Genomic DNA, 24265 nt, shown 5'->3' with positions numbered 1-24265 from the left:
GTTCTCCTAGCGGGCGGCAGGGCCGATCAGGTCGCGCAGGGCGTCACCGCACAGGTTGAAACCCAGGCCGGCGAGCAGAATCAGCAGGCCCGGGCAGGTTGCGACCCACCAGGCTTCGAAGACCAGGGAGCGTCCGTCAGCGACCATCGCCCCCCATTCCGCCTGGGGCGGCGGCAGGCCGAGACCGAGGAAGCCGAGGCCGGCAACGATCAGAATGATTCCCGGAGCATCCAGCGCCGCCCGCACGATCATCGAGGGCAGGCACAGCGGCAAGGCGTGGCGCCAGAGCAGGCGCCAGGGGGAAGCTCCGAGTGTACGGGCCGCCTGCATGAACTCGGCGCGGCGCAGTGATGCCGCTTCGCTGCGGGCGATGCGTGCATAGGGCGTCCAGCCGGTGAGGGTGATTGCCAGTACGGCGGTCCACAAGCCCGCGCCCAGGGCGGCGGCCACGGCGAGGGCGAGGATCAGCCGGGGGAAGGCCATGAAGATATCGGTGAGGCGCATCAACACGCGGTCGATCACGCCGCCGAACAACCCGGCAGCGGCGCCGATCAGGGTGCCCAGGGGCGCGCTCAATGCCAGTGCGGCGAGCACCACCAGCAAGGTCGGGCGGGCGCCCCAGAGCGCACGTGCAAAAATGTCCCGGCCAAGGCTGTCGGTGCCGAACCAGTGCACGGACGAGGGCGGCATCAGGCGCTCGCTGAGCTGCTGTGTCAGCGGATCTTGCAGAGGCAGCCAGGGCGCGACGAGTGCCAGGCCGGCTAGCAGGCCGACGATCAGCAGGCCGAGCATGCCCACCGGGCTGGCCCCGTAACGACGGGCGAAGCGATAGGCGTTGCCCAGGCGCGCCTGCAAGCGGTGGCGTGGCTCGTCACTGGTGAGCCAGGCATGGGTGAGGGTTGGGGCTTTCATTGCGTGCGGGCTCGTGGGTCGAGCAGCACCAACAGGGCATCGCTGCACATGTTGAAGCTGAGATAGACCACGCCCACCACCAGGGTGGCAGCAAGCACGGCGGGAATGTCGGCGGCAAACAGCGACTCGGTGATGAACATGCCCAGGCCGGGCCAGGCAAATACGGTTTCGGTGAGTACCGCGCCTTCGAGCAAATACGCGTAGGCCATGACCGTTACCGCCAGGATCGGCCCGGCGGCGTTGGGCAGCGCGTAACGCCAGAGAATGCGCGATTGCGAAAAGCCTTTCAGGCGCAGCACCAGGATGTAGTCCTGGTGCAGTTGTGCGAGGAGGAAACCACGGGTCATGCGGGCGATGTAGCCCAGGGCAACGAGACCGAGCAGCGCGCCCGGCAGCACAATGTGCGACAGCGCATTTGCGAAGGCCGCGCTGTCGCCGGCCAGCAGGCAGTCGAGCAGCACCAGGCCGCTGACTTCGGGGATCGAATACTGAAACGCGATATCCAGTCGACCGGGGCCGCCGACCCATTCGAGCTTGGCGTAGAACAGCAGCAAGGCGACCAACCCGAGCCAGAACACCGGGATCGAATGGCCAAGCAACGACACCACGCGGCCCAGGTGATCGACCAGGCGCCCCTCATGGCGTGCGCAAAGGACGCCGAGCGGGATGCCCAGCAGCGTGCCGAAGAGCATGCCCACGGTGGCCAGTTCCAGGGTGGCTGGAAAGAAGCGCAGGATGTCGCTGGCAATCGGGTTGCTGGTCACCAGCGACGTGCCGAAATCGCCGCTGAGCATGTCGCGCACATAGAGCGCAAATTGCTCGTACAGCGGCCGGTCCAGGCGCATTTCAATAAACACCTTGTCGTACAGCGCCGCCGAGGCGCGGTCTCCGATCACGCTGAGCACGGGATCGGCGGGCAGCAGGCGGCCGATGGCGAACGTGACGAAGAGCAGCCCGAGCAACGTGCCGGCAATACTCAACAGCGCCCCCGCCAGCCGCCACGCGCCACGTGCGGCGCTGCGGGTCCAGTTCGGCAGGGCAAGGCGCGCAGGCGTGGGCAAGGCGTCGTCGAGCACGTTGGCATTCTGGTGCATGGCGACCTCAGGCTCGCTGCGCGTCGAGTTGACGAACGTGACGCAGCGCATCGTCCAGGCTGCGCGCAACGCCATCGAAGAGTTCGTCGATCAGTGGTGTGTCGATGATCAGCGGCGGGCACAGAGCGATAGCGTTGCCGATGGCGCGCACGATGACGCCATGGTCCTGCGCTGACTGCTGGATCCACTCGCCCAGGCGCCATTGCGCCGGGAAGGGTGTGCGCTGGTTTTTATCGGCGGCGATCTCCAATGCGCCGAGCAGACCCACGCCACGTACGTCGCTGACCAGCGGGTGGTCGGCGAAGCCTTGCAGGCGCTGCAGAAAGTACGGTGAAACATCCTGCACGTGCTCGACGATGCGCCGCTCTTCGTAGATGCGCAGGGTTTCCAGGGCCACGGCCGCGCAGACCGGATGCGCGGCGTAGGTGGTGCCGTGGGCAAAACCGCCCAGCTTGCGACTGGCCTGGCGTAACACGTCATCGATGGTGTCGCTGACCAATAGTGCGGAGATGGGTTGATAAGCCGAGGACAGCCCCTTGGCGACCGACATCAGGTCCGGTTGCAGGTCATAGGTCTGGCTGCCGAACAACTGTCCGGTGCGGCCGAAGCCGGTAATCACTTCATCGGCGATAAACAGAATGTCGTACTTGCGCAGCAGCGCCTGGACCCGCGGGAAGTAGTTCGGTGGGGGCAGAATCACCCCGCCGGAGCCGATCACGGGTTCGGCGATAAAGGCGGCGATGGTTTCGGGGCCTTCGCTGAGGATCAGGGCCTCGAGGTTGCCAACAATACGGTCGCTGAAAGCTTGTGGCGTTTCACCGGGCAGCCCGGCGTGATAATGACTGGGGCTGTCGGTGTGCAGAATGCCGGCAATCGGCAGGTCGAAGCCGCCGTGGATCGGCGGTAGGCCCGTCAGGCTGCCGGAGGCGACGGTGATGCCATGGTAACCCTGGCGGCGGGCGATAATTTTTTTCTTCAGCGGCCGACCCAGCAGGTTGTTGTAGTACCACACCAGCTTCACCGCCGAGTCGTTGGCCTCGGAGCCGGAGTTGGCGAACAGCACGTGATTCAGGTGTCCGGGGGCCAGTTGCGCGAGTTTCTCGGCCAGTTCGATGCCCGGCACGTGACTGCGGTGGTTGAAGCTGTGGTAGTAGGGCAGGACCTGCAATTGGGCATGTGCGGCGTCGACCAGACGCTGCTCGGAGAAGCCCAGGCTGGTGCACCACAATCCGGACATGCCCTCAAGGTAGCGCTGGCCGTGTTCGTCGAAGACGTGGCAGCCCTCGCCACGCACGATCACCGTTGGGCCACGACTGGGATGGGCGTCGAGATTGCTATAGGGGTGAATGAAATGCGCAATGTCCCGGCGCTGGTTATCGCTGTGCGGCTGGCTCACGTGAGTGCTCCTGGTGTGTTGGGGTGGACCTGGCGTGGGCAGGCAACGGATGGCTCAGGCGTCGACCGGTGCAGTGGATGTTGTGCGGCGGGACGAAGCCGGCCTGGCCGTGGCGGCGGGCAAGTGGCCGGGTTTCGCCACGGCCGGGATTGGGTGTGTTAGCTGCAGGGATGGGCGAGCCGTGCGGTTTCAAGCGGCTTGCCAATGGCGGGTCGAGGGTTGCCCACTGGCAGGCGGCGGGTGACTGCCGCGTCGGGCCATACGCATCGGCTTCCCGGTGGGTCCGGGTGATCGGGGTGTAGGTGCAGGATGGTGACGGCATGAACGCCCCTCGTCATCGTACGGCTGAGCCGCATTAGGGTGTCCTCCACCTGGCGAGGGGTCGGTTATGGCGCCAACTTATTCGTATATAAATGCGCTGTAAAAGTCTTTTTAGGTCTAAGCTAATTATGTATTTATTGCATTGTTATTTTTGCATTATATGCAAATTTTTCATGTAATCCCTGCTCGCCGGCGAGCGTTCGGCTGCCGCCGGCAGATAACGCTAAGGTTGGCCGAGGTTCTGGGCCACCAGTCGGCCGAACAAGGCGACGGGCTCCTGGAGGTTGCCGAGAAAGCGCGGGTGCAGTAGCCAGAGGTCGATCATCGGCTTGAAGTCGCTGACGCTGATCACTTCCAGGTGTTCGCGGTGCTGGCTTTTCTCCAGGATCGGTTGGGGCACCAGGCCCAGGCCCATGCCGTTGGCCACCAGGCCAAGTTGCAGTTCGGTGCCAAAGGTTTCCAGATTGATGTGCAGCGACAGGCCCTGTTCCGACAGTGCGCGTTGCAGGCCAGCACGGAAACCGCAGCCGTCGGGGTTGAGGACCCAGCCCTGGCGATAGCAGTCGGCAAGCTTGCAAGTCCGTTTGTGTTGGGCATCCCGGGCGGCGACCACCAGCAGCGGCATCCGACCGATGGATTGGCCGGTGATGCCTTCGGGGAAAATCTTGCCGGCCGGGAACAACGCGGCCGCTGCGTCCAGCTCACCGTTCTCCATTTTGGCCAGTAGATGGCTGCCCCAGCCGTTGACGACCTGGGTACGCAAGTTCGGGTAGGCGCCGCGAATGTCCTGCAGGGCATGGAGCAGTACGGCATCGCCGATGGTCTGCGGCACCCCCAGGCGCAGCGCGCCGCCTGTCGGTCCTGCGGCGCCGACCAGTTCGCGCAGTGAATCGATTTCCCGTATCACGGCCTTGCACTGCTCATACACCCGCATGCCGAGGGGCGTGGGCTTGAGCGGCTTGGTGTTGCGGTCCAGAAGGATTACGCCGAGGTCTTTCTCGAAGTTTTGCGTGCGCCGGGTGATGGCTGGCTGGGTCAGTTGCAGGGCGTCGGCGGCCAGGCTGATGGATTGGCAGCGCACCACCGATACGAAGGCATCCATGTCATCGATCTTCATTAAATCTGCTCATATTGGGTTATGCCAAAATGTGATTATAGAATAATCATCGGCTGGGTGGCTTAGCCGCCCTGGCATGTGCGCAAAGGCTCGGACGCAAAAAACGCGGCACACCGATTGTGCGGCAGAGGGCAAAGCCCCAGGCAACGCTACGGTTTGCCAATCGTTAAAACGCTAGGGGTTTGGGACGTCTAATCGGCAGGCGAGCGGGAGGTGGTGTGCTCAGCCTGGAGGCGAACACCTCAAAAACTCGGGTCGATTATGTTCCGTCAGAAGCGCCCCTGGCTTGGGCGTCAGAGCACTTTTTGCAAGTCAGCAAGGGTTGTCTGCGGCTTGTGCCCGAAGGTGGGACTTACAGGCCTGCTGCCATTTCAACCATGGGCGCACGCTCAGGTGAAGTCGTTGCCCGGTCAGGCGGCTGTCAGGAGAGGGGCAGGTTTTGCTGAGGAGTGCGATGCCCTTGAGATACAAGGGAAAGAAGATGGTGCACCAGGCGGGATTCGAACCCACGACCCCTGCCTTCGGAGGGCAGTACTCTATCCAGCTGAGCTACTGGTGCAACGCGGGCGCCATGATACTCATCTGCATACCTGCCGTCCATGCTATTGATTGGACAGGCGTTTGTGGAACTTGAACAACGCTTGTCAGAAACTTCGCAGTAAACCGACCTTTTCGTTCTTTTTCTTGAACAGACTATTGTCCTTTACCCCCTTTGATCCTAGGATTCGTTTGAGATTTCAAACGCTCTTGTCTGGGTGCTGAACCGCACGCTTGTCCCTATGTGCGCTGATTGTGCTTCAGCCCGGTGAATGATTTCCCTGACGGCAGCCCCTTGAGGCGCCTTTCTATAATCAATAATTCGCTCCGCGCGTGCGCGGTGCTGTTAAGGAAAGCCGACATGCAGCTTAAAGACGCCCAGTTGTTCCGCCAACAAGCCTTTATCGATGGGGCTTGGGTTGATGCGGACGGTGGTCAGACGATCAAGGTCAACAACCCGGCTACGGGCGAGATTCTGGGCACCGTGCCGAAAATGGGCGCTGCCGAAACCCGCCGTGCCATCGAAGCCGCCGACAAGGCGCTGCCGGCCTGGCGTGCACTGACCGCCAAGGAGCGTGCCAATAAGCTGCGCCGCTGGTTCGAACTGTTGATCGAGAACCAGGACGACCTCGGCCGTCTGATGACCCTGGAACAGGGCAAGCCGCTGGCCGAAGCCAAGGGTGAAATCGTTTACGCCGCTTCCTTTATCGAGTGGTTCGCCGAAGAGGCCAAGCGCATCTATGGCGACGTGATCCCGGGCCATCAGCCGGACAAGCGTCTGATCGTGATCAAACAGCCGATCGGCGTGACCGCCGCCATCACCCCGTGGAACTTCCCGGCCGCGATGATCACCCGTAAAGCCGGCCCGGCCCTGGCCGCCGGTTGCACCATGGTCATCAAGCCGGCATCGCAAACCCCGTTCTCCGCTTTGGCCCTGGTCGAGCTGGCGCACCGCGCCGGTATTCCAAAAGGCGTGCTGAGCGTTGTTACCGGCAGTGCTGGCGACATCGGTGGCGAGCTGACCAGCAACCCGATCGTGCGCAAGCTGTCCTTCACCGGCTCGACCGAAATCGGTCGCCAGTTGATGGCTGAATGCGCCAAGGACATCAAGAAAGTGTCCCTGGAACTGGGTGGCAACGCGCCGTTTATCGTGTTCGACGACGCGGACCTGGATAAGGCCGTCGAAGGCGCGATCATTTCCAAATACCGCAACAACGGCCAGACCTGCGTCTGTGCCAACCGCCTGTATGTCCAGGATTCGGTCTACGACGCATTTGCCGAGAAGCTGAAAGTGGCCGTGGCCAAGCTCAAGATCGGCAACGGTCTGGAAGAGGGCACCACCACCGGCCCGCTGATCGACGAAAAAGCCGTGGCCAAGGTCAAGGAACATATCGCCGATGCCGTGAGCAAAGGCGCGACGGTGCTGGCGGGCGGCAAGACCATCGAAGGTAACTTCTTCGAGCCGACCATCCTGACCAACGTGCCGAACAATGCGGCCGTGGCCAAGGAAGAAACTTTCGGCCCGTTGGCGCCGCTGTTCCGCTTCAAGGACGAAGCCGATGTGATCGCGATGTCCAACGACACCGAGTTCGGTCTGGCTTCGTACTTCTATGCCCGCGACCTGGGCCGTGTCTTCCGTGTGGCCGAGGCCCTGGAATACGGTATGGTCGGCGTCAACACCGGGCTGATCTCCAACGAAGTCGCGCCGTTTGGCGGCATCAAGGCCTCTGGCCTGGGCCGTGAAGGCTCCAAGTACGGCATCGAAGACTACCTGGAAATCAAATATCTCTGCCTGGGTATCTAAGGCGAGAGTGGTTCGACGCGAGGGGCACGAGAGCGCTGCTCCTTGCGTGTTTCAAACGATCTATCCATGTGACCGGGATCGCTGCGGCAGTCGATCATCGTATGCTGGCGCAGTTGCCTCCCCGTCGCGACATCCTTGAACCACGCCGCCCGATGAGCGGTGAATGAGGACACCATGAGCAAGACTAACGAATCCTTGATGCAACGCCGCCAGGCCGCCGTGCCACGTGGCGTTGGCCAGATCCACCCGATCTTCGCCGAGTCGGCGAAGAACTCCACCGTGACCGACGTTGAAGGTCGCGAGTTCATCGACTTTGCCGGCGGCATCGCGGTACTGAACACCGGCCACGTGCACCCGAAAATCATCGCCGCCGTGACCGAGCAACTGAACAAGCTGACTCACACCTGCTTCCAGGTGCTGGCCTACGAGCCGTACGTTGAAGTGTGCGAGAAAGTGAACGCCAAGGTGCCTGGCGACTTCGCCAAGAAAACCCTGCTGGTCACCACCGGTTCCGAAGCGGTCGAAAACGCCGTGAAAATCGCCCGCGCCGCCACCGGCCGTGCCGGCGTGATCGCGTTCACCGGCGCCTACCACGGCCGTACCATGATGACCCTGGGTCTGACCGGTAAAGTCGTACCGTACTCGGCCGGCATGGGCCTGATGCCAGGCGGCATCTTCCGCGCGCTGTACCCGAACGAACTGCATGGCGTCAGCGTTGATGACTCCATCGCCAGCATCGAGCGTATCTTCAAGAACGATGCCGAGCCTAAAGACATCGCTGCAATCATCATCGAGCCGGTTCAGGGGGAAGGCGGTTTCTACGTTGCGCCTAAAGCCTTCATGGCTCGCCTTCGTGCCCTGTGCGACCAGCACGGCATCCTGTTGATCGCCGACGAAGTGCAGACCGGTGCCGGCCGTACCGGTACTTTCTTTGCCATGGAACAGATGGGTGTTGCTGCCGACCTGACCACCTTCGCCAAATCCATCGCAGGCGGCTTCCCGCTGGCCGGTGTATGCGGCAAGGCCGAATACATGGACGCCATTGCGCCAGGCGGCCTGGGCGGCACCTACGCCGGTAGCCCGATTGCCTGTGCGGCGGCCCTGGCCGTGATGGAAATCTTCGAGGAAGAGCACCTGCTGGACCGTTGCAAGGCGGTGGCCGAGCGTCTGGTCGGTGGTCTGCGCAAGATCCAGGCGAAGTACCCGGTTATCGGTGATGTCCGTGGTCTGGGCGCGATGATCGCGATCGAACTGTGCGAAGGCGGTGATATCCACAAGCCGAACGCTGCAGCCGTGGCCCAGATCGTCGCCAAGGCGCGTGATAAGGGGCTGATCCTGCTGTCCTGCGGCACCTACGGCAACGTTCTGCGCGTACTGGTTCCGCTGACCGCGCCGGACGCGCAACTGGACAAAGGCCTGGCAATCATCGAAGAGTGCTTCGCTGAACTTGCCTGATCTGTGACCCGCTCGACAAAAAACCCGCTTCGGCGGGTTTTTTTTCGACTTTTATCGAAGCAACTCGGCTTTGGGCTGTATGCCCGCCGCGCCTTTGACTAAGGTGCAGGCATTGCCCTCGGAGAGTGTTGCATGAGTGTTGTGGATTTACCGGCGGTACCGCGGGTGCTGATTGCCGAGGAAGACCCCTGGTCCCGAGACCTGCTCCAGCAGGTGTTGCTCAATGTTCGCTGCGATGCGCGGCTGGATGTGTGCCTGGATGGTCGGCAGGCTCTGGAACTGCTGAATGAAAAGCCCTATGACCTGGTGATCGCCGATTGGGAGCTGGCCGGTGTCGATGGCTTGAGCTTGCTGCGCAACATGCGCCAGAAAAAACGCCAGCCACCGTTGCCGTTTATCCTGCTGGGTTCGCGCAGTGATATTGCGAGTGTGCGCGAGATCCTGCCCCTGGCGCCGACGGCCTACCTGACCAAGCCCCTGAATATTGAAAGCCTGACCCAGCGGCTGCAGGATCTGCTGCTCAGCGACGGTGAGCAGGTGTCCTGCGAAATCCCGAGCCTGGCCCCGGGCATGAGCCTGCAGAAATTCCTCGAACTGCGGCGGGTCTCTGCCGATGGCGCGCCCTTGCTGGCCGATGTGCAGGTGGCGGTCAAGCGCAGCCTGAACGCCCAGGGGCTGGATCTGAAGATGCTTGAAGAAGAGCTGCGCACCGATCCGCAGATCAATGCCGTATTGATCGCTGCGGCCAACAGCGCTGCCCAGCACCTGGGCAGCGCGGTGCAGACTCTGTCCCAGGCGCTGCATCGCCTGGGGGCTGCGCAGAGCATGAATCTGATTCTCGGCCTGGCGCTCAAGCGCAGTGCGCGGCTGAGCGATGCCAGCCTGGGCGATTACGCCGAGCGTTACTGGGAGTTGTCGCTGCACACCGCCGAATATGCCCGGACTCTGGCGCGCCTGCTGGATCTGGATCAGGAGCTTTGCTACTGCGCCGGCATGCTGCACCGTTTGGGTGACCTGGCGTTGCTGCGGTGCCTGCAGGAATGGCTGCAGGCCGGTGGCGAGCTGGACGACGAAGCGATAGGTGAGGCGTTGTACGAGTTTGGCGCCGGCTATGGCTCGGCATTGCGCACGCGCTGGCGTTTGCCGCTGGCGTTGCGTGAGTTGATCGCCGCGGTGTATCAGCTGGGCGGTGGCGTCTATTCGCGCGAAGCGCTGGCGCTGAACCTGGCCGCGCAACTGGCGCGGCTCAGGCCCAATGAAGGGGTCGAGGAGATCAGCCAGGGACGTACTGCACGGCTGCTGAAAATCGGCTTGCCGGAACTGACGCGCCTGCGCAAGAACTAGCGACGTCCCCCAAGAGTCCTGGCGCCGATAACGCGTCAGGCCAGCACAATCTGATTCTTGCCCTGGCGCTTGGCCTGGTACATCGCTTCATCGGCGCGGGCAAACAGGTTGTCGAGGCTCTTGTCGGCCTCGGTCATATTGGTCAGGCCCTGGCTGACTGTTACCCCATAGGCCTGTCCGTCGTGGGTGAAGCTCAACCGTTGGATTTCCCGCTGCAGCCGCTCGGCGATCTGCTGGGCCACCTGCGGCGGACAGCCGGGGAAGACCGCCGCAAACTCTTCGCCGCCGATCCGGCCAAACAGGTCGCCACGGCGTAATACCGCCCGCCCGCTTTCGGCGATGCGTTGCAGCACCTGGTCGCCTTCCGGATGACCATATCGGTCATTGACCTGTTTGAAATCGTCGATGTCCAGCAAGAGGAACGACAGCGACAGACCTTGCAGGCGAGCCTGTTCGAATTCGCGATGGGCAGATTCGAAGAAGTGTCGGCGGTTGCTGCTTTGGGTCAGCACATCGGTGGTCGCCAGGCGTTGCAGCTCGGTTTCCAGGCGCTTTTTCTCGGTGATGTCTTCGGCGATCCCGACGATGATCAAGCGCTCCAAGGGCTGGGCCTGGCGGTTGACGAAGCATTTGTCGCTCAGCCAGCGCACCTGGCCGTCGGCGGCGATGATGCGGTACTCGCGGTCCTCCACTGCGCCTTTCTCCAGTACGCTGGCCAGGCTGCGCTCGGCATAGTCGAGGTCGTCGGGGTAGATGCTGTCGCGCCACTCATTGACGTCGGCCAGCAGCAGGCCGGCGGAGCGCCCAAAAATGCGTTCATAGGCCGGGCTGACATACAGCACCTGCCGGGCCTCCCAGTCGAAGGCCCAGAGCACGGCATTGACACTGACCAGCAAGGAGCTGAGCAATTGCTCGCGCTCGCTCAGACGTGCGACCTCGCCCTGGGCGTGCATCAAGGCCAGCAGCGTTTGCGCCGCTTCCGGCCATGGCGGGGAAGACGGCGGATTTGTGGGAGTGTTGACCATCGACACTGATCTCGAACGCTGCGCCATGCAGTCAAGCCGACGCGGCCAAGGTAAAGCCCGCCAGGATGGCGAATTGCTAGGTCAGATAGACGATTCGGGGTGAAGTTCCGAAGCGCGCGCCCTGGAGCAGGGCGCGCCGATCAACGGTTTCAGGCAGCGGAGGGGCGCAGCGAGTAGGTTTTCAGCTGGTTGGCGAAGTCGCGCAGCGAGTGGATGCCACTGGCCTCGGCTTCATGGACCCAGTCCTTGATGGCGGCCAGCAGGTCATGGCCATTTGCGCTGGTCTTGACCCAGATCTGTTGCAGCGCCAGGCGTTTTTCGTAAATTACCTTGAGTGCCTGGCTGTGCTCGAGCATGGTCTGGATGCGCTGGTGATGGCGATCTTCCAGCAGGCTGGTTTCCCGCGAGAGCAGGCGCTTGGCACGGTGGAACTGGTGGCGGACCGAGTGATCGACCCTGGCCAGCTCCTGCTGCACCAGGGGGGCAATCACCAGCTTGCGGTACTGGGCCATGATCTGAAAGCGGTTGTTGAGGATGGCCATGGCGGTGTCCATGTCCAGGTGCCCCTTGCCTTCGACTTGATGCGCGATAGGCGCGACCCGCTGGACTTTGGCCAGGCCCAGGAAGCTGAAGACTTTGATCCAGGCCCAGCCCAGGTCGAATTCCCATTTTTTCACCGAGAGCTTGGCCGAGTTGGGGTAGGTGTGATGGTTGTTGTGCAGTTCTTCACCACCGATCAAGATGCCCCAGGGCACGAGATTGGTCGCGGCATCGCGGCATTCGAAGTTACGGTAGCCGACCGCATGTCCCAGGCCGTTGATTACGCCGGCAGCCCAAACGGGAATCCACATCATCTGGATGGCCCAGATGGTGATGCCGATTGCACCAAACAGCAGCAGGTCGATGACCGCCATCAAGGCGACGCCGCCCAGGGGGAAGCGCGAATAGAGATTGCGCTCGATCCAGTCCTCGGGGCAGTTCTTGCCGTAGATGCGCAGCGTCTCGGGGTTTTGCGCCTCGGCGCGGTAAAGCTCGGCCCCGGTGCGCAGCACCGTGGAAAGGCCCTTGATGACCGGACTGTGCGGATCATCGACGGTTTCGCATTTGGCATGGTGTTTGCGATGGATCGCGGTCCATTCGCGGGTATTCTGCGCTGTGGTCAGCCACAGCCAGAAACGGAAGAAGTGCTTGAGGCCGGCATTGAGTTCCAGCGAGCGGTGAGCCGAATAACGGTGCAGGTAGACCGTGACCCCGACAATGGTCACATGGGTCATCAACAGGGTGACTGCCACCAGTTGCCAGGCCGACAGATCGAGAAAACCGTTGTACCACATAGGCTGTGTAGCCCTCGTCGTTAAGAAACAGCAGGGCTGTATTATCCCCATGCCTACGGATAAAACCAGTAGGCCTTAGAGATAAGAGTCGCTGGATGTTTCTTACACTATAATGCCGATCTTTTCGTAGGGGCTTTCACTGTCATATGTCAGTTTCTTATCGTGATGCCTTGCGCGCAGCTCTTCTCTATCTGCTTTTATCCATCTTCTGGCTCCAGTTGAGCAGCCATTTGCTGGGCGATCTGTTCGATGACGCCGATGAGTTGCTGCACTGGCAACTGATCAACGGCTATGTCTGGGCGGCATTCAGTGCCGGGCTGATCTTTGTGGCGCGCGCACGCCTGTTCAATTTTCTCGGGATCGGCGCGCGCTTGAAGCTCCAGCGGGTGGATCGCGAACGCCTGCGCCAGGCGGCTGCGGTGTTCGACTGTACCCGTGAAGGCGTGCTGGTCAGCGATAAGTACGGCTTGATCGTCCATGTAAACCGGGCTTTTGTGCAGATTACCGGCTACCAGAGCGAGGAAGTGCTGGGGCGCCAGCCGAGCATGTTTAAATCCGGCCGGCATTCGGCCGAGTTCTACCAGGTGATGTTCGACGCCCTGGAAAAGGACGGGCAGTGGAGCGGCGAGATCTGGAACCGTCGCAAGAGCGGTGAAATCTACCCGCAATGGCAGAGTATCCGGGTGATTCACGATGATCGCGGCATGCTCAGCCATTACGTTGCGGTGTTCTCCGATATCAGCGCGATCAAGCATTCCCAGCACGAACTGGCGCACCTGGCGCATCACGATCCCTTGACTGACCTGCCCAACCGCCTGCTGTTCACCGACCGTACCGAGCAGGCTCTAGCCGCAGCGCAGCAGCACAAGCGCGGGTGTGCGCTGTTGTTGATCGACCTGGATCACTTCAAAATCATCAATGACAGCCTGGGCCACAATGTGGGCGACCAACTGCTCAAGGCCGTGGGCGAGCGCCTGCAAAACCTGGTTGATACAGGCATCACCCTGGCACGCCTGGGCGGCGACGAATTTGCCGTGCTGGTCGAAGACTGCTCGCAAGTGGTGCAGGCAGCGGGGTTGGCGCAGAAGATTCTCGATTGCCTGAAAGAGCCCTTTCCCCTCGACGAGCACCAGTTGTTTGTCAGCGCGAGTATTGGTATTAGCCTGTTCCCCAGCGATGCATTGAATGCCGAGCAGTTGCTGCGTAACGCCGACTCCGCGCTGTTCAAGGCCAAGAGTTCGGGCCGCGAAGGCTATGCGCTCTACACCGAAGAGCTGACCGCCCATGCCCAGAACCGGATCGAACTGGCGACCGAGTTGCGGCGCGCCCTGGAGCAGCAAGAGTTGCGGGTCTACTACCAGCCCGTACATGACCTGCGTGACAGCCGGCTGATCGGCGTCGAGGCGCTGGTGCGCTGGCAGCACCCACAACGCGGGCTGGTGCCGCCGGGCGAGTTCATTCCGATTGCCGAGCGGACCGGGCTAATTGCCGAGATCGATGCCTGGGTGCTGGAAAACGCCTGTCGGCAGATGGGCCAGTGGCAGGCTGAAGGCCGGCAGCTGTCGTTTGTCGCGGTGAATATCTCCAGCCGCCTGTTCGGCCGGCACGAGCTGTACCAGCAAGTGGCCAAGGTGCTGCACGATACCGGGCTGGACCCGTCGCTGCTGGAGCTGGAGGTCACTGAAAGTGCGGTAATGGACGATCCGGAAGTGGCGCTGGAGCAGTTGCACCGCCTGCGCGAACTGGGGCTGAGCCTGGCCATCGATGATTTCGGCACTGGCTACTCGTCGTTGTTGCGCCTCAAGCGCCTGCCGGTACAGAAGCTCAAGATCGACCAGGGCTTTGTCGCCGGCCTGCCGTGTGACGACGATGATGCGGCGATTGTGCGCGTCGTCATCGCCCTCGCCCAGAGCATGGGCATGCAGGTCCACGCCGAAGGCATCGAAACCGTCGAGCAGGCGCGCTTCCTGCTCGAACAGCATTGCGAACTCGGCCAGGGCTACTGGTTCAGCCGGCCGGTGCCGGCGGCGCAGCTCGACTGGGATTGCGCCCCGCAGATCCGCTTGTAATCCCTCATTTCTGCAGGTGCGGGCTGACTCGCGATTGCGCTTTTGGCGGGCTTGGCGCCATCGCGCACGAGCTCGCGGCTGCAAGTCGGCGGTGATTTTTATTTTGGTTATATAAACATTCTTAAATAGTATTTTTAAGAATAACTCGCCCTGAATAAGATTGCCCTACGCCATCAGCAGTGCCCCACTGCCGGGCACACCTCATTTCAGGAGCACGACCATGAGCGCATCCCTGCGTAGTGTTGACGGCCAGGACGAAGCAAGCATCCTGCGTGAAATTCAGAGCGCGCTGCGCGACCTGCGGTTTGGATCGGTGGAAATCACGGTCCACAACGCCCAGGTCGTGCAGATTGAGCGCAAGGAAAAATTCCGTCTGCAAAACCCTGGCAACAAGCCCAGCTAAGCCTCGGCACCCGACTGGACCACCGGAGGGCGTACTTCATGACTTTCAGCAAGCACCACAGCGTTCAAGCACGAATGCGGGCCTGAAGCGCCAATAAGAAAACCGCCCTCTCAAAGAATTCAGGAGCTTCACCATGTCTATTCGCCGTTATGCCCTGGCCGCTCTCGCCAGCGCCGTTTTTGCCGGTTCCGCCGTTGCCAAGGATTATGAGCTGCTCAACGTGTCCTACGACCCGACCCGTGAGCTGTACCAGGAATACAACGCCGAGTTCATCAGCTTCTGGAAGAAGGATCATGCGGGCGACAACGTCAAGATCCAGCAGTCCCACGGTGGTTCGGGCAAGCAGGGCCGTGCGGTGATCGATGGCCTGCGAGCCGACGTGGTGACCCTGGCCCTGGCCGGCGATATCGATGAGATCGCCAAGCTCGGCAAGACCCTGCCCGAGGATTGGCAGAAGCGTCTGCCGCAGGCCAGCACGCCCTACACGTCGACCATCGTGTTCCTAGTGCGCAAGGGCAACCCCAAGGGCATCAAGGACTGGGGCGACCTGACCAAGAACGGCGTGGAAGTCATCACCCCGAACCCGAAAACCTCCGGTGGTGCGCGCTGGAACTTCCTGGCCGCCTGGGCCTACGGCCTGAAAGCCAATGGCGGGAGTGAAGCCAAGGCCCAGGAATACGTGAAGGAGTTGTTCCAACACGTACCGGTGCTGGATACCGGGGCTCGTGGCTCGACCATCACTTTCGTCAACAACGGTCAGGGTGACGTGCTGCTGGCTTGGGAAAACGAAGCCTTCCTGGCACTCAAGGAAGATGGCGGCGCCGATAAATTCGATATCGTCGTGCCTTCGCTGTCGATCCTCGCCGAGCCGCCAGTGGCTGTTGTCGACAAGAATGCCCAGAAAAAAGGCAACGAGCAGATCGCCGAAGCCTACCTCAAGCACCTGTACAGCCCGGCTGGCCAGGAGATCGCGGCGAAGAACTTCTATCGCCCGCGTGATGAGAGCGTCGCGGCCAAGTACGCCCAGCAGTTCCCGAAACTGGAACTGGTAACTATCGACAAAGACTTCGGCGGCTGGAAAACTGCGCAGCCGAAATTTTTCAATGACGGTGGCGTGTTCGACCAGATCTACCAGGCGCAGTAACCCTACGTGGCGAGCCTGCCGGTATCGCTGAATAGCTAGAGCAATGGGCCCGGATTCGTTTCCGGGCTTTGCGTGTCAACCAAGGACTTTTATGTCGCGTCGTATCTCCCCCGTCATACCCGGCTTCGGGCTGACGCTGGGCTACACCTTGGTGTACCTCAGCCTCATTGTGCTAATACCGCTGGCGGCCATGTTCGTGCATGCCTCCCAGCTCACCTGGGACCAGTTCTGGACCATCATCTCGGCGCCACGGGTGATTGCCGCCTTGAAGCTGAGCTTCGGCACGGCGTTCTATGCCGCCATCATCAACGGCATTATCGGCACGCTGCTGGCGTGGATCCTGGTGCGCTACACCTTTCCGGGACGCAAGATCATCGATGCGATGATCGATCTGCCGTTTGCCCTGCCGACCGCCGTAGCCGGTATCGCGCTGACGGCGTTGTACGCGCCCAACGGCCTGGTCGGGCAGTTTGCCGCCGACCTGGGCTTCAAGATCGCCTACACGCCCCTGGGCATTACCCTGGCGCTGACCTTCGTCACCCTGCCGTTTGTGGTGCGCACGGTACAGCCGGTGTTGGCCGATATCCCCCGGGAAGTCGAAGAAGCCGCCGCCTGCCTGGGCGCCAAGCCGTTGCAGGTGTTCCGCCATATTCTCGTACCGGCGCTGCTGCCGGCCTGGCTGACCGGCTTTGCCCTGGCCTTTGCCCGGGGTGTGGGCGAGTACGGCTCGGTGATCTTTATCGCCGGCAATATGCCGATGAAGACCGAGATCCTGCCGCTGCTGATCATGGTCAAGCTGGACCAGTACGACTACACCGGCGCTACCTCCATTGGCGTGCTGATGCTGGTGGTTTCCTTTGTCCTGTTGCTGCTGATCAACCTGCTGCAACGCCGCATCGAAACCCCATAAGGAGGCCCGGAACATGTCCCAATCATCGATTAGCGCCGCGTCTTCGGCCAATGCCGCCCGCCGCGGCAGTGCCACTTCGCGGCGCATCCTGATCGGCCTTGGCTGGCTGATTTTCGCGCTGTTTCTGTTGTTGCCGCTGTTTATCGTGGTGTCCCAGGGCCTGAAACTGGGGGTGGGCGCCTTCTTCACCGCCATCTTTGAACCCGATGCGCTTTCGGCCCTGAAACTCACGGTGATCGCCGTGGCGATCTCGGTGCCGTTGAACCTGGTGTTCGGTGTCAGCGCCGCCTGGTGCGTGAGCAAGTACAGTTTTCGCGGCAAGAGCATGCTGGTGACGCTGATCGACCTGCCGTTCTCGGTGTCGCCGGTGATCGCCGGTCTGGTCTATGTGTTGATGTTCGGCGCCCAGGGCCTGTTCGGCCCGTGGCTGCAGGATCACGATATCCAGATCGTCTTTGCCCTGCCGGGCATCGTGCTGGCGACCATCTTTGTCACCGTGCCCTTTGTCGCGCGTGAGCTGATCCCGCTGATGCAGGAGCAAGGCACCCAGGAAGAAGAAGCGGCGCGCCTGCTGGGCGCCAATGGCTGGCAGATGTTCTGGCATGTCACCGTGCCCAACATCAAGTGGGGCCTGATCTACGGCGTGGTGCTCTGTACCGCGCGGGCGATGGGCGAGTTTGGTGCCGTGTCGGTCGTCTCCGGGCATATCCGTGGGGTGACCAATACGCTGCCCCTGCATGTCGAGATTCTCTACAACGAGTACAACCACGTTGCCGCATTCGCCGTCGCGAGCCTGCTGCTGATCCTGGCGCTCTTTATCCTGCTGCTCAAGCAGTGGAGCGAGTCCCGTATTAATCGCCTGCGCGCCAGCGCCGCGGAGGAATAAGTCATGTCGATCGAAGTCCGTAATGTCAGCAAGAACTTCAATGCCTTCAAGGCCCTGAACAGCATCAACCTGGATATCCAGAGCGGTGAGCTGGTGGCGTTGCTGGGGCCGTCCGGCTGCGGCAAGACCACGCTGCTGCGTATTATCGCCGGCCTGGAAACCCCGGATGACGGCAGCATCGTGTTCCATGGCGAAGACGTCTCCGGGCACGACGTGCGTGATCGCAACGTCGGTTTTGTGTTCCAGCACTATGCGCTGTTCCGCCATATGACCGTGTTCGACAACGTGGCCTTCGGCCTGCGCATGAAGCCCAAGAAAGAGCGGCCGAATGAAAGCCAGATCGCGACCAAAGTTCACGAGCTGTTGAATATGGTCCAGCTCGACTGGCTCTCCGATCGCTACCCGGAGCAGCTCTCCGGTGGCCAGCGCCAGCGGATCGCCCTGGCCCGGGCCCTGGCGGTGGAGCCCAAGGTGTTGCTGCTGGACGAACCGTTCGGTGCCCTCGATGCCAAGGTCCGCAAGGAGCTGCGCCGCTGGCTGGCGCGCCTGCACGAAGATATCAACCTGACTTCGGTGTTCGTGACGCACGATCAGGAAGAGGCGATGGAAGTCGCTGACCGCATTGTGGTGATGAACAAGGGCGTGATCGAGCAGATCGGCTCGCCGGGCGATGTCTACGAGAACCCGGCCAGCGATTTCGTCTATCACTTCCTGGGCGACTCCAACCGCCTGCACCTGGGCGAAGACCAGCACGTGCTGTTCCGGCCCCATGAAGTGTCGTTGTCGCGTCATGAACTGGAAGACCACCATGCGGCCGAAGTGCGCGATATCCGCCCACTCGGAGCCACCACACGGGTGACCTTGAAGGTCGAAGGCCAGAGCGAGTTGATCGAAGCCGAAGTGGTCAAGGACCATGACAGCCTGGTTGGTCTGGCCCGTGGCGAGACGCTGTTCTTCAAGCCCAAGGTCTGGCAGAAACAGGCGAATATCTAACCCGCCGAACCGCCTGTAGGCGCTTGCGCCTACAGGTCTCGAACTACAGGTCTCGAACTACAGGCGCTGAACGGGCTTCACAGCGGTCCGGAATGACCGGTCGAAGGTGCACGAACCGGTCCGGCGCGCAGTTCGATCTCGTGCTTGAGCGCCTGGCGCAAGCCCAGCAGAAACGCCAGTTCGGCCACCACGAACAGCGGGCCGACAATCAGCCCGCTGATATCGTCGACAAACGCCGGCTTGCGCCCTTCGTAATAGTGCCCGACAAACTGGATGACCCAGCCGATCACAAACAGGCCAAGGCCGCTGCTCAGCCAGACCAGCGTGCTTTGGCCGGCGAGCGCCTGGCCGGCCCAGACGGATAACGCCAGCAGGCCGCTCATCAACACGCCCAGCGCCAGTTCCAGGCGCAGGTAGAACCAGGCCGAGGCCAGCGCCACCAGCACCGCCGGGCTGAGTGTCAGCCCGGCGACGGCCCAGCCGGGGCGCGACAGCAGGATGGTCACGGCCAGCACGATCATCGGGATGCCGATGAAGTGGGTCGCGATATTGCGCGGATCACGGTGATAGGCGGCGTACTGGCTGAGATGGTCGACGAGGTTTTTCATTGTTATTCCTCCTGTAGGTTGACGGATCATGCCTTGGGCGACATGTTCGCTCTGTCAGTTAGCCGACAATCAGTGTTGCGGAGAGAGCATGGACAGACAGGCATGGCGCACCGGCCTGGGCAACGGCCAGTGGTTCAGCCATTTGCCCCTGGTATTTCAGGATAGCTTGCTGGGTCTGGCCCGGGAGCGGCACCTGAGCGCGGGGCAGCGGCTGTTCCAGCGGGGCGATCCGCCGTGCGGCTTGTACGCGGTGCTCGAAGGTGCGGTGCGTATCGGCACCGTCAACGAGCAGGGCAAGGAAGCCCTGTTGAGCCTGATCGAAGCGCCGCACTGGTTTGGTGAAATCTGCCTATTCGACGGCCAGCCGCGCACCCACGATGCCTATGCCGTTGGCCCTGCGCTCCTGCTTCAGGTGCCCCAGGCCGCGATGTTGCAGTGGCTCGACAAGCACCCCGAACACTGGCGCCAACTGGCCTTGCTGATGAGCCACAAGTTGCGCCTGACCTTTATCAATCTGGAGCAGATGACCCTGATGCCGGCTGCGGTACGCCTGGCCCACCGCTTGCTGATGATTGCCGAGGGCTATGGTGAGATCGAGCATTCGCGTCGGGTGTTGCAGCTGCCCCAGGAGCAGTTGGCGTCGATGCTCGGGCTGTCGCGCCAGACCACCAACCAACTGCTCAAGGAACTACAGGGCCAGGGCGTCGTGCAGTTGCATTACGGCGAGATCACCATCCTCGATGCGCAACGCTTGCGCGCTGCGGCCGGGCTGCCCTAGGAACCGCGGTAGGTCGAAAAGCCGTAGGGGCTGAGCAGTAGCGGGATATGGTAGTGCTGGTCGGTCTGCTTGACCTGGAAGATCACCGGGATTTGCGGGAAGAAGGTCTCGCGCCCGGCCTGCTTGAAGTAGGCACCGGTCTTGAATACCACGCGATACTCGCCGGCTTCGAAGGGTTGCTGGCTGGGAAAGAGCTCGGTGATACGCCCCTGTTCGTTGGTGGTGCCTTGGGCTAAAAGCTGCCAATTGGCGCCCTGGTGTTTTTCCAGGGTGACCTCGACGCCGGGCGATGGCAGGCCGTTTTCCAGATTTAGCACATGCACGCTCAATGGGTTGCCGGCCGCCAGGGCCAGGCTCGACAGGCTGCACAGGCCAAGGGCGGCCAGGGTGGTTTTCACAGTGTTCATGGGGATCTCCTGGGTCAATAAATTAGCGGCTAGTAGCTAGGCCAAGCTGTTGTGCGGCGCTCAAGGCGCATGCTTCGTCTTGCGGCGCGCCGCCGGCACCGGCGATTCCCAGGCCGCCCACCAGTTCCTGGCCGGCAAACAGAGGGATGCCGCCGCCCAACAGCAGCAATTCGGCCAGGGTGTTGAGGTTGGCGGCTTCGGGGTTGGCCTGGGCGCGTTCGGCCAGAAGCCGGGTCGCGGTCTTGGTCGATAGCGCGCTATAAGCTTTGCGTTGGCTGGCGAGGCTGTTGTGTGGGCCAACCTCATCCGCGCGCAGGGCCAGCAGCAGATTGCCGCCTCGGTCGAGCACGGTGATGGCCGCGCTGCAGTGGGCCAGTGCCGCGTCGGCCAGTTGGCGCGCGGTACGCAGATCGAGATCGGCGTGGCGTGGCAGTTCTGGGGCCGCGTAGGCGTAGACACTGGCGGCCAGGGCCAGGCCGAACAGAAGGGGTTTGTGGATCATGGCGGGCTCCGGGAAGTTGAGGTCGCCACCCTAACCAGGGTGGTTCGTCAGAACCCCGTCAGTTGCATTACAAGTTTGTAATGGGCAACCCGGGCCAGGGCGCCTAGCCTGTGCGCACGATCATTGAGGTATGTCATGCGTTTGCTGATAGTGGAAGACGAAGCCAAGACCGCGAACTTTCTGGCCAAAGGCCTGGGCGAGTCCGGATTTGCCGTGGATGTGGCACTCAACGGCCTCGACGGCCGTTACTTTATCGAGCAGCAGGCCTACGACCTGATCATCCTCGACGTCATGTTGCCTGGCCTCAACGGTTGGCAACTGCTGCAACTGATCCGCCAGCGGGCCGCGACACCGGTGCTGTTTCTGACCGCCCGCGATGCGATTGAAGATCGAGTGCGCGGCCTGGAACTGGGCGCCGATGACTACCTGCTCAAACCCTTTGCCTTCGCCGAGTTGCTGGCCCGCGTGCGGACGCTGTTGCGCCGTGGCCCGCTGCGCGAAGCCGAGTCGTACAGCATTGCCGACCTGGAGGTCGACGTGCTGCGTCGGCGCGTCAGCCGTGGCGGCCAGCGGATTGCCCTGACTAACAAAGAGTTCGCCCTGCTGCAATTGTTGGCCAGTCGTCCGGGGGAAGTGCTGTCGCGTACCCTGATTGCCTCCCAAGTCTGGAACCTGAATTTCGACAGCGACACCAATATGGTCGAGGTCGCGGTTCGCCGCTTGCGCGCCAAGGTCGACGACCCGTTCATGCCCAAACTTATCCACACCGTACGCGGTGTCGGTTATCGCCTGGAAGCGCTGGATGACTAAGTCGATTGCCTGGCGCCTGGCCCTGGCCTTTGCTCTGGTCAGCGCCTTGGTCCTGAGCGGTATCGGGCTGTTTCTCTACCGCTCCCTGGCGGCGGAAATCGCCTTTCGCGACGACCAGGCCTTGCTCGGCCGGCTGGAGCAGGTGCGCGCGTTGCTCCAGGACAGTGACAGCCTGGAGGCGCTGCAGGAGCGCCCGCGGCTGTATCAGAACATGTTGGGCAATCTTGATAGCCTGCTGCGGGTGCAGCGCGCCGATGGCTCGACGGTGATCGAGATCAACCCGCACCGCCAGCAACTGCCGCAGCTGGCGCCAATCCCGGTGACGCGGGCGCCACGGCGTGCGGATGTCGTGAGCGGGCAGGATGCCGATGGCTCCGGCCTGGCGCTGCTGGCGGCTCAAGCCCGGGGGCCGGCGGGTGAGCCGCTGACCGTGGTGGCCGGCAAACGCCTGGTCGAACGCGAACAGATGCTCGCCAGCTATCGGCTGCGCCTGTACCTGGCGGTCGGCCTGGGGGCGGTGCTGGCCTTCGGGCTGGGGCTGTTGCTGTTGCGTCGAGGGCTGCGGCCGTTGCGTGAGTTGGCCGAGTCGGTACGTGGCATCGACCTGCGCAATCTGGACCGGCGGCTGGACAGTCGCGGTACGCCGGCGGAATTGCAGGAGCCGGTGCAGGCGCTCAACAGCATGCTGGCGCGGCTCGATGAGAGCTTTCAGCGCCTGTCGCAGTTTTCCGCCGACCTGGCCCATGAGATCCGTACCCCTCTGCACAACCTGTTGGGCAGTAATGGGCTGGCGCTCAATCAGCCACGTAGTGCGGCGGAGTACCAGGAGCTGCTGGCCTCGAATATGGAAGAGTTCGAGCGGCTGACCCGCATGGCGCAAAACCTGCTGTTTCTGGCACGTGCCGAGCAGGCGGAACGGGTTCTGGAGCCCCAGATGCTGGGGCTGGAAGCGTTGGGCAACGAGCTTTGCGATTACTTCGAGGCCTTGGCCGACGACCGCCAGTTGCGCCTGGTAAATCAGTTGCACGGCGAGTGGCTGGCTGATCGACAATTGCTTCAGCGGGCGCTGGGTAATTTGCTGGCCAATGCCGTGCGCCATGCCGAGGCGGGGTCGAGTATCACCCTACGGCGGGTGGATACGCCCCAAGGGTGCTGGTTGCAGGTGCATAACTTTGGCCAGCCGATTGCGCCGCAACACCTGGGCAAGCTGTTTGACCGTTTCTATCGTGTCGACCCATCCCGTGCCGAACCCGGCGACTCCGGTGGCCTGGGGCTGGCGATCGTGCGATCGATCATGGACCTGCACGGGGGGCAGGTTCGGGTCAGCAGCGACGCAGAGGGCACCTTGTTCGAGTTGGGTTTTGCCCGGGTCTGAAGGGGTTAGCGCAGCCCGTCGCGAAACTGCCCGGGCGTGAGCCCCGTCCAGCGTTTGAAGGCCCGGCTGAAACTGCTGGTATCGGCAAAGCCGAGCAGGTAGCTGATTTCGCTCAGGGAGCACTGCGGGTCGCGCAGATGGAGCAGGGCGAGATTTTCCCGGCACTCATTGAGCAGTGTGTCATAGCGACAGCCTTCATCGGCCAGGTGCCGTTGCAGGCTGCGCAGGCTCAGGTTCAGGGTCTGGGCAATTCTTTCGGCCCCGGGCTCGCCTTCCGGCAACTGGGCCTCGATGGCCCGGCGCACGCGCCGTTCCCAGGTCAAGGGCTGCAATTGGGCCAGGGTCCGTTTCAGCACGGCTTCGTTATGTTCGGCCAGCTCCGGGTTGGCATCGTCCAGATGGCTGTCGAAGTCCGCGCGGGCAAACTCCAGCCGGTCCTCGGCGGCCGAAAACTCGATGGGCGCGCGAAAGACCGCATGCCAGGGCTGGGGATCGGCCGGTGCGGGCCGGCGCAGAAACACCGCGAGCGGTGCATAGTCGCGGCCCAGGCGATTGCGACAAGTCCGCACATAGATCGCGGCAAAGGCATCGATGGCCTCCGGTGCCGGTTCCGGGCTGCCTGGCGGCACCCGCAGGCAGAAGCGATAGCGCTCGCCGACCAGACCAAGTTCCAGCAGCAGCGCATCGCTGACCACCGGGTGATAACGCACGATGCGCTCGAACACTTCGCGCAGGCTGCCGCTGGCGACCAGCGCATACCCCAGGGCGTGGAAGGTGGTGGGGCTGACAAACCGCGACACCCGCAGGCCGATGGCCGGATCGCCGCTGGCCTCGACCGCCAGTTGCCACAGGCGGGTGGTGGCCGACAGCGGGTAGCGGGCGTTGGGATCCTCCATCCACTGCGGATCGAGCCCGGCCTGGCGGCACAGCGCCGCGCTGTCGAGGTTCAGTGCGTCGAGCTGCTTGCGCAGGGCGCGGGTCCAACTGGAGAGGGAAGTCGGTTCGGGCATGGCGATTGGCGCATCCGGTCAACAGGTTGGC

The 24265-nt window shown here is 62.4% G+C and carries 23 protein-coding genes and 1 tRNA gene; 12 read left to right on the top strand and 12 right to left on the bottom strand.

The window, feature by feature from the left end:
• Nucleotides 1–6 precede the first annotated feature (6 nt).
• From NPS46_RS13655 to NPS46_RS13630, 6 genes are all read right to left on the bottom strand, one after another.
• Nucleotides 7–912, bottom strand: coding sequence for an ABC transporter permease (locus tag NPS46_RS13655; protein WP_274107973.1), 906 nt, complete (start codon nucleotides 910–912; stop codon nucleotides 7–9).
• Nucleotides 909–2081 (bottom strand): ABC transporter permease, encoded by a 1173-nt coding sequence (locus tag NPS46_RS13650; protein ID WP_274107972.1) that lies wholly within the window; start codon nucleotides 2079–2081, stop codon nucleotides 909–911. Before NPS46_RS13650 ends, NPS46_RS13655 begins: the two co-directional genes overlap by 4 nt.
• On the bottom strand, nucleotides 2014–3402 hold the full coding sequence (locus tag NPS46_RS13645; RefSeq protein ID WP_274107971.1) for an aminotransferase: 1389 nt from the start codon (nucleotides 3400–3402) through the stop codon (nucleotides 2014–2016). The genes NPS46_RS13650 and NPS46_RS13645 overlap by 68 nt, the downstream gene beginning before the upstream one ends.
• A complete protein-coding gene (locus NPS46_RS13640) occupies nucleotides 3380–3724 on the bottom strand; it encodes a hypothetical protein (protein ID WP_274107969.1) in 345 nt (114 codons plus the stop codon). Before NPS46_RS13640 ends, NPS46_RS13645 begins: the two co-directional genes overlap by 23 nt.
• Nucleotides 3725–3946: 222 nt before the next feature.
• Complete coding sequence (locus NPS46_RS13635; RefSeq protein WP_274107967.1) at nucleotides 3947–4840, bottom strand: LysR family transcriptional regulator; 894 nt, start codon at nucleotides 4838–4840, stop codon at nucleotides 3947–3949.
• 482 nt (nucleotides 4841–5322) lie between these two features.
• Nucleotides 5323–5399, bottom strand: a tRNA-Arg gene (locus NPS46_RS13630).
• Between the two features lie 339 nt (nucleotides 5400–5738).
• Between NPS46_RS13630 and gabD the strand changes: the two genes are divergently transcribed.
• The 3 genes from gabD to NPS46_RS13615 all read left to right on the top strand — a co-directional run bounded on the left by gabD (nucleotide 5739) and on the right by NPS46_RS13615 (nucleotide 9980).
• Nucleotides 5739–7181 (top strand): NADP-dependent succinate-semialdehyde dehydrogenase, encoded by a 1443-nt coding sequence (gene gabD / locus NPS46_RS13625; RefSeq protein ID WP_274107965.1) that lies wholly within the window; start codon nucleotides 5739–5741, stop codon nucleotides 7179–7181.
• Nucleotides 7182–7355: 174 nt separating this feature from the next.
• Nucleotides 7356–8636 (top strand): 4-aminobutyrate--2-oxoglutarate transaminase, encoded by a 1281-nt coding sequence (gene gabT / locus NPS46_RS13620; protein WP_274107963.1) that lies wholly within the window; start codon nucleotides 7356–7358, stop codon nucleotides 8634–8636.
• A gap of 132 nt (nucleotides 8637–8768) precedes the next feature.
• Nucleotides 8769–9980: a response regulator gene (locus tag NPS46_RS13615; RefSeq protein WP_274107961.1), complete on the top strand. Its 1212-nt coding sequence runs from the start codon at nucleotides 8769–8771 to the stop codon at nucleotides 9978–9980.
• 35 nt (nucleotides 9981–10015) lie between these two features.
• Here NPS46_RS13615 and NPS46_RS13610 read toward each other — a convergent pair whose 3' ends face one another.
• Both NPS46_RS13610 and desA read right to left on the bottom strand, forming a co-directional pair.
• Nucleotides 10016–11005 (bottom strand): GGDEF domain-containing protein, encoded by a 990-nt coding sequence (locus NPS46_RS13610; protein WP_274107959.1) that lies wholly within the window; start codon nucleotides 11003–11005, stop codon nucleotides 10016–10018.
• A 149-nt stretch (nucleotides 11006–11154) separates the two neighbouring features.
• The gene (gene desA / locus NPS46_RS13605) at nucleotides 11155–12339 is read right to left on the bottom strand and encodes a delta-9 fatty acid desaturase DesA (RefSeq protein WP_274107957.1); all 1185 of its coding nucleotides are present in this window, start codon (nucleotides 12337–12339) and stop codon (nucleotides 11155–11157) included.
• 146 nt (nucleotides 12340–12485) lie between these two features.
• Between desA and dibA the strand changes: the two genes are divergently transcribed.
• From dibA to NPS46_RS13575, 6 genes are all read left to right on the top strand, one after another.
• On the top strand, nucleotides 12486–14408 hold the full coding sequence (dibA, locus tag NPS46_RS13600; RefSeq protein ID WP_274107955.1) for a phosphodiesterase DibA: 1923 nt from the start codon (nucleotides 12486–12488) through the stop codon (nucleotides 14406–14408).
• Nucleotides 14409–14628: 220 nt separating this feature from the next.
• Entirely contained in the window at nucleotides 14629–14811 is a 183-nt protein-coding gene (gene oscA, locus NPS46_RS13595; RefSeq protein WP_274107953.1) for a sulfur starvation response protein OscA, read from the top strand.
• Nucleotides 14812–14944: 133 nt separating this feature from the next.
• Nucleotides 14945–15955, top strand: coding sequence for a sulfate ABC transporter substrate-binding protein (locus NPS46_RS13590; protein ID WP_274107951.1), 1011 nt, complete (start codon nucleotides 14945–14947; stop codon nucleotides 15953–15955).
• Between the two features lie 91 nt (nucleotides 15956–16046).
• Nucleotides 16047–16865 (top strand): sulfate ABC transporter permease subunit CysT, encoded by an 819-nt coding sequence (gene cysT / locus NPS46_RS13585; protein WP_274107949.1) that lies wholly within the window; start codon nucleotides 16047–16049, stop codon nucleotides 16863–16865.
• Nucleotides 16866–16878: 13 nt separating this feature from the next.
• Complete coding sequence (gene cysW, locus NPS46_RS13580) at nucleotides 16879–17751, top strand: sulfate ABC transporter permease subunit CysW (protein ID WP_274107947.1); 873 nt, start codon at nucleotides 16879–16881, stop codon at nucleotides 17749–17751.
• Between the two features lie 3 nt (nucleotides 17752–17754).
• The gene (locus NPS46_RS13575; RefSeq protein WP_274107945.1) at nucleotides 17755–18744 is read left to right on the top strand and encodes a sulfate/molybdate ABC transporter ATP-binding protein; all 990 of its coding nucleotides are present in this window, start codon (nucleotides 17755–17757) and stop codon (nucleotides 18742–18744) included.
• A gap of 77 nt (nucleotides 18745–18821) precedes the next feature.
• On the opposite strand, the gene NPS46_RS13570 is transcribed toward NPS46_RS13575, so the two are convergent.
• Entirely contained in the window at nucleotides 18822–19352 is a 531-nt protein-coding gene (locus NPS46_RS13570) for a DUF962 domain-containing protein (RefSeq protein ID WP_274107943.1), read from the bottom strand.
• Between the two features lie 88 nt (nucleotides 19353–19440).
• Between NPS46_RS13570 and NPS46_RS13565 the strand changes: the two genes are divergently transcribed.
• Nucleotides 19441–20130, top strand: coding sequence for a Crp/Fnr family transcriptional regulator (locus NPS46_RS13565; RefSeq protein ID WP_274107941.1), 690 nt, complete (start codon nucleotides 19441–19443; stop codon nucleotides 20128–20130).
• Here the strand turns inward: NPS46_RS13565 and uraH are convergent.
• Nucleotides 20127–20537, bottom strand: a complete 411-nt coding sequence (gene uraH, locus NPS46_RS13560) for a hydroxyisourate hydrolase (protein ID WP_274107939.1) — start codon at nucleotides 20535–20537, stop codon at nucleotides 20127–20129. The two genes, NPS46_RS13565 and uraH, sit on opposite strands and share 4 nt — an antisense overlap.
• 22 nt (nucleotides 20538–20559) lie before the next feature.
• Nucleotides 20560–21039 carry a GlcG/HbpS family heme-binding protein gene (locus NPS46_RS13555; protein ID WP_274107937.1) on the bottom strand — a complete coding sequence of 160 codons (480 nt, stop codon included), beginning with the start codon at nucleotides 21037–21039 and terminating at the stop codon, nucleotides 20560–20562.
• Between the two features lie 135 nt (nucleotides 21040–21174).
• On the opposite strand from NPS46_RS13555, the gene NPS46_RS13550 reads away from it, so the two are divergent.
• Together NPS46_RS13550 and NPS46_RS13545 are read left to right on the top strand one after the other, a co-directional pair.
• A complete protein-coding gene (locus tag NPS46_RS13550) occupies nucleotides 21175–21849 on the top strand; it encodes a heavy metal response regulator transcription factor (protein WP_274107935.1) in 675 nt (224 codons plus the stop codon).
• Nucleotides 21842–23224: a heavy metal sensor histidine kinase gene (locus tag NPS46_RS13545; RefSeq protein WP_274107933.1), complete on the top strand. Its 1383-nt coding sequence runs from the start codon at nucleotides 21842–21844 to the stop codon at nucleotides 23222–23224. Before NPS46_RS13550 ends, NPS46_RS13545 begins: the two co-directional genes overlap by 8 nt.
• 5 nt (nucleotides 23225–23229) lie before the next feature.
• On the opposite strand, the gene NPS46_RS13540 is transcribed toward NPS46_RS13545, so the two are convergent.
• Complete coding sequence (locus NPS46_RS13540; protein ID WP_274107931.1) at nucleotides 23230–24234, bottom strand: AraC family transcriptional regulator; 1005 nt, start codon at nucleotides 24232–24234, stop codon at nucleotides 23230–23232.
• Between the last annotated feature and the right edge of the window lie 31 nt (nucleotides 24235–24265).

This window comes from Pseudomonas putida, from assembly GCF_028682395.1.
GTDB lineage: Bacteria > Pseudomonadota > Gammaproteobacteria > Pseudomonadales > Pseudomonadaceae > Aquipseudomonas > Aquipseudomonas putida_AB.
Note: the sequence above shows the minus strand (reverse complement) of the source record. Positions and strands in the feature narration are given on the sequence as shown.